A 4,907-nucleotide genomic window follows, 5' to 3' on the forward strand; every position below is an offset into this window, starting at 1 on the left:
GTATACCGTTTTTTGAGAAAGGTTCATTCTCAAAGTTTTGAAGTATAAGATTTTCCGCCACACTGAAATCAAGTACAAGTCCGTGCTTTTGTCTGTCCTCAGGTATACTTGTAATACCCATATCAAAACTCTGTCTCGGCGTTACATTGAAGGCATCCTTGCCAAGTATGGTAACGCTTCCCGACTCGGCCTTTTTCAGTCCTGTAAGTATCTCCACCAATTCGGACTGACCGTTGCCGTCAACTCCGGCAATACCCACTATCTCGCCTCTTCTTACATCAAGACAAAGTGACTTGAGTATATCCGCCTTTCTGTAGTCCTTTGCACAAAGATCCTTCACACAAAGTACCACCTCTCCCGGTTCTCTTTTTTCTTTCTCTACAGAGAATGAAACATCTCTACCTACCATCATGGCGGCAAGTTCGCTCTCACTTGTAGTCTTTACATCCACAGTGTTTATATACTTTCCGTGTCTTATGATAGTACATGAATCGGCACAAGCCTTTATTTCCTTCAGCTTATGTGTGATAAGTATTACGGACTTTCCGTCATTTGTAAGACTCTTTATGATATCTATAAGTTCAAGTATCTCCTGCGGTGTCAGTGAAGCGGTAGGCTCGTCAAGTATAAGAGTCTTTGCACCTCTGTACAATACCTTCAAAATCTCCACTCTTTGCTGCATACCTACAGAGATATCCTCAATCTTGGCGTCCGGATCCACTGCCAGACCGTATCTTTTGGAAAGCTCCACTATCTTCTCTCTTGATTTTTTCAAATCCAATACAAGTCCCTTGGTATCTTCCATGCCCAGTGCAATATTTTCGGTAACGGTAAAAGGCGGTATAAGCATAAAATGCTGATGCACCATACCTATTCCCAAATCTATCGCTCTTTGCGGAGTACCGATGGCGGTTTCCTTACCGTCTATGAATATTTTTCCTGAAGTAGGATGGTATAAACCGTATAAAATATTCATAAGTGTGGATTTACCTGCACCGTTCTCTCCCAAAATAGCATGAACCTCTCCCTTTTTTACCGTGAGATTGATACCATCATTTGCAACAAAATCGCCAAACTTCTTGACTATATTTTGCATTTCGACAGCTGTGTCCATTCTCCCTCCTTATTATCAGGTCTTTTATATACTTGCTATATCAGCACAATATCACTAAAGCCGTTTTTTATTGCTATATCTTTAGCTTCATTCATCTCTTCATTTGTAGGACTTCTAAAGTCTCTGTATTCTTTTCTTACACCGTTTTTCCTGTACGCGATAATCTTGTACCTTATATTTGATATTTTTAGGAAAGGAGCAAGCTCCTTTGAAGTATCATAAACCGTCTTTCTAAAGTCAAAAAGCTCGGGTACAACCACAGTCCTTACCTCAAAAAGCTTGCCTATCTTTGCCAAATATCTTGCATTATTCAGTACAACATCATTTCCGACATCGGTAACCTTTATATGTTCATTATAATCATACGCCTTAATATCAAGCATCACTCCGTCACAAACTTCCAATAAGTCATCAAACTTTCTAAAGTCTATGCTTCCGTTGCTGTCAATCATTGTACTTAGTCCTGCCTGCTTACAAAGAGTAAACACTTCTCTCATAAAATCGGGATACAGGCTGCATTCACCTCCTGAAAAAGTGATCCCTCTGATAAAAGGTACATTTTCACATATCTTATCAAAGGTCTCTTTAGAGGTCATCTTGACAATCCTCGGAGTGGCGCCGTGCTTGCAAACCTTGATACAGGTATCACAGGCTATACACTTTTGCGGTGCAAATGCCACCTTGCCGTCTTTAACGCTCAGTGCGGCTGTGGGACAGGTAGGCACACAATCCATACAGTTTATGCAAATATTTCTTGTCTCCGGATTGTGACAGTATTTACAATTGAAATTGCAGCCCTGTAAAAATATGGCTGTTCTGTTGCCCGGTCCGTCCACACTGCTGAAAGGTATTATCTTGTTGACATCGGCACTGTACACTAGCGCACTTTCCTTTCAAGGATCTTACCGTTGTGCTTTGCGCCCATGCCGAGTGCCGTAGTATCCTGAAGTACACTCTCGCCCTTTTCAAGCTTCTCTATCTCGGATCTCTTTACAAGATATCCTGTAATTCTTATTATATCCGAGTCTGATGAATAGAATGAAAGGTATCTGATATTTTCTTTCATTGCACCCTTTATAATGTCAAGTACATATTCATGGTTTTTGTGTACCGTAAGGTCTATAGGGAATATATCACCTGTTCCTGAAGGGAAATACTTGTGGAACTTGGCACAATGCTTAAGGTGATCCAAAAGATTTGTAGGCTCCTCACCTATCGGAATTCTTGTTCCCGGTGATACCTTGACATCACTTGCAATACCTACCTGTGCGTGAAGTAAGAAATGTCCGTCTGTACCCTCACAGTACTTGTTGAAATGATGCTTGTTGAAATCATCTATTATATCCATTATCTCTACAGCCAGCTTATCAGCCACCTCGCTGTGACCGTATCTGCCCTCTATTCCCTCTTTTTCAAGAAGAATGTTTACAGCCTCGGCAAGACCTACAAGACCGAACATGGCGGAGAATCTCTCCCTGCTTATAAAGCCTTCCTTTGCAAGGAAATTGTTCTCAAAGAAACCGCTCTCCTCGACCTCAAACTTTATTCTCTCATCCATATATCTTGCCATAATATCCATAACATAAGGCAGAGTGTTTGTCTTAAAGTCTTCGATATTCTTAGCTCTCTTTGCGATATTTCCCAAGATCATTCTTGCAAGTGTATATGAACCGCCTCCAAGCAAAAGTCCGTTGTAGCAGCTTGCAATAACATACTTTTCTCCAAGCTCACCGCAAAACATCTTATGGTTTGCAAATGAAGGCTTTGCACTGTGAAGTGCCGTATTTATCGCCATAAGTGCAAACTCGTCGCTTGTCACCTCAGGGTCATACTTCAATGTGATATTCGGTACCGCCTGCTCAAGCTCGGCCTCCACCTCAAGAATTATCCTTCCTGCCAATGTGTCCCTAGGTCCGATATTTGCATGTGAGAATGAGTCCAAAATAGTTCTGTCCATATTTATAAAGAACAGCTTTATCATCTTCTTTACCAAATCCCTGTCCATATCCTGTACAAAAGGATCCAGTAGTTCATCTAATTGACCTACATAAACAGGGAAATTGGTTACGCTCGGAACATGGCGATAGAAAATAAGCAGTGAATTCAATGCCTCGTACAAATCCTTAGGAGGATCAAGCTGTAAAAACTTGCTTCCTTCTCTCATAAACTTTGCATAGTCAGGTATTATATATCTCGGTCTTAGCGGTGCATGACCCTCAAACAAATCACAAATACACTGGCTGTCTATCTCTGCATTAAGAAGCTCATCCAAACCTTCAGGCAAATCAAGCACTTCAAGAAGTGAATCTGCATGATTGGCCATGGTAGCCACTTTCTGCTCATGAGTAAGGCTCGGACTCTTTACAGTCTCAAGCATACTCTCTCTGATTTTGTTAACTTTATCTAAGCTGATGTCTCTCATATTACTCCATTCTATAAGGGTTTACCCTTAAATATACCTACGAAATTCATAGATATATTTAAGGGGGCAGCAATAGATTGCTGCCCGATAGAATATATTGTTTAGTCAAGCTCGTAGATATCACCGTACTTAGCTTCAAAATCAGTCTTTGTCTTAGGTACTACAATATCACCTGAAATGATCTTAGCCTTTACATCTTCAACTTCCTTCAAAACCTCAGGATCAAGGTTGTCTGTTGTAGGTGCGATATCAACACCGCCGTCCTTTAATGTATAAGTCTTAACACCTGCCTTGTACTCTCCGTCAAGTGCGGCCTTAGCCTCATCATATACCGCATTGTCAACTCTCTTCATAGCTGAAGTGAGGATAGTCTTAGGTGCAACCTTAGACTGGTCGGAGTCAACACCGATAGCCCAGATGCCTGCTTCCTTACATCCGTCAATAACACCGAGACCTGTACCGCCTGCAGCATGGAAGATAACGTCAGCCTTGTTTGCCACCATATTGTTGGCTGCTGTCTTACCTGCACCTGTATCAGCGAAGCTGTTTACATTGTTCTGTAAGATAGTTGCATCCTTATTGGCATCCTTAACACCTGCAAGATATCCGTATCCGAACTCATTCATAGTATCTGTTGACATACCTATAACAAGACCTACAGTGTTTGACTTGGTTGTCTTTCCTGCAACATAGCCTACAAGGTAAGAAGCCTGTGCCTGCTCAAACATAAGACATGCTACATTGTCAAGCTTTATTGATGAATCATCGACAATAGCGAACTTCTTATCAGGGTTTTTCTCAGCTTCGGACTTAAGTGCATCTGCAAGCTGATATCCTATACAGATAATAAGGTCATAGTCATCATCAACCAATGTCTCGATGTTAGGAACATAGTCTGAATCAGTCTTAGACTCCAAGTACTTTGCCTGAATACCGAGTTCCTTCTGTGCTCTTTGAAGACCTTCCCAAGCCGACTGGTTGAATGAACCGTCATTAACACCGCCCACATCGGTAACCATACCTACCTTAAAGTCTGTTGCGGCCTTCTTCTCACCTGCATCAGCCTTGCTCTCGTCAGCCTTACTCTCTCCGTCCTTGCTTTCCTCAGCCTTTGAAGAGCCGTCTACCTTAGGTTCCGATGAGCCTGATGAGCAAGCTACAAGTGAAAATCCCATAAGTGTTGCCATAGCGATAGCCAATAATCTTTTCTTCATTTTTCCTCCTTAAAATGAACAAACATTAAATAAAAAATATCAATTTAAGTATAAACCATAAGTTATTTGTAATCAAGTTGTTATATTTAAATAAGATTTAGATTATAAGCCGTATATGATAAAGTCCTAATATACCCCAAACGAAAATGTCCTGTTT

The 4,907-nt window shown here is 41.1% G+C and carries 4 protein-coding genes; all 4 read right to left on the minus strand.

Features of this window, described 5'->3' with window-relative positions; all coding sequences use genetic code 11:
- Positions 1 to 1,114: ABC transporter ATP-binding protein (locus ACO6FI_RS11625; protein WP_485457470.1), on the minus strand; the 1,114-nt coding region annotated here is incomplete at its 3' end.
- A gap of 35 nt (positions 1,115 to 1,149) precedes the next feature.
- Positions 1,150 to 1,992, minus strand: coding sequence for a YjjW family glycine radical enzyme activase (locus ACO6FI_RS11630; RefSeq protein WP_485457471.1), 843 nt, complete (start codon positions 1,990 to 1,992; stop codon positions 1,150 to 1,152).
- Entirely contained in the window at positions 1,992 to 3,536 is a 1,545-nt protein-coding gene (locus ACO6FI_RS11635; RefSeq protein ID WP_485457472.1) for a YjjI family glycine radical enzyme, read from the minus strand. Before ACO6FI_RS11635 ends, ACO6FI_RS11630 begins: the two co-directional genes overlap by 1 nt.
- Before the next feature lie 101 nt (positions 3,537 to 3,637).
- The gene (locus ACO6FI_RS11640) at positions 3,638 to 4,750 is read right to left on the minus strand and encodes a BMP family lipoprotein (RefSeq protein WP_485457473.1); all 1,113 of its coding nucleotides are present in this window, start codon (positions 4,748 to 4,750) and stop codon (positions 3,638 to 3,640) included.
- Positions 4,751 to 4,907 lie beyond the last annotated feature (157 nt).

It is taken from the genome of Lachnoanaerobaculum sp. (assembly GCF_057250505.1).

What these genes read in the sequence shown, in the direction of transcription:
- ACO6FI_RS11640 (WP_485457473.1), bottom strand. Translation starts at nt 4,750, where the DNA reads ATGAAGAAAAGATTATTGGCTATCGCTATGGCAACACTTATGGGATTT.
- ACO6FI_RS11635 (WP_485457472.1), bottom strand. Translation starts at nt 3,536, where the DNA reads ATGAGAGACATCAGCTTAGATAAAGTTAACAAAATCAGAGAGAGTATG.